The sequence below is a fragment of the Desulfofundulus thermobenzoicus genome (assembly GCF_009428905.1).
Classification (GTDB): domain Bacteria; phylum Bacillota; class Desulfotomaculia; order Desulfotomaculales; family Desulfovirgulaceae; genus Desulfofundulus_A; species Desulfofundulus_A thermobenzoicus.
The window spans coordinates 1-430 of the sequence record NZ_WHYR01000216.1; the positions used below are offsets into that span (position 1 = coordinate 1).

1 protein-coding gene is annotated in these 430 nt (G+C 41.4%); it reads left to right on the forward strand.

The annotated features are described in order from the left end of the window. Window positions 1-27 precede the first annotated feature (27 nt). A partial coding sequence (locus GFC01_RS18310; protein WP_479723396.1) for a phosphorylase family protein occupies window positions 28-430 on the forward strand: 403 nt, incomplete at its 3' end.

Sequence of the window (430 nt, forward strand, 5' to 3'; positions counted from 1 at the left end):
ATACGTGTTTCTGTACAGGGCAGTGGGATGGGCGTACCGTCTATTTCGATTTATGTGAATGAACTCATTCAAAGCTATTATGTTCAAAACTTAATTCGCGTTGGATCTTGCGGAGCCATTAAAAGAGATGTCAATGTACGTGACGTCATTTTAGCCCAGACATCATCAACAGATTCACAAATGAATCGTGTGGCATTTGGACCGATTGATTATGCGCCATGTGCTGATTTTGGCCTGCTCAAGAAAGCCTACGACACGGCAGAAGCAAAAAATGTCGCTGTACGTGTCGGAAATGTATTTACAGCAGACCAATTTTACAATGAAAAACCACTTGAGCTCATGGCTCAATATGGTATCCTAGCGATCGAAATGGAGACAACCGCTCTTTATTCTCTTGCAGCAAAATTTGATCGAAAAGCTTTATCCATTT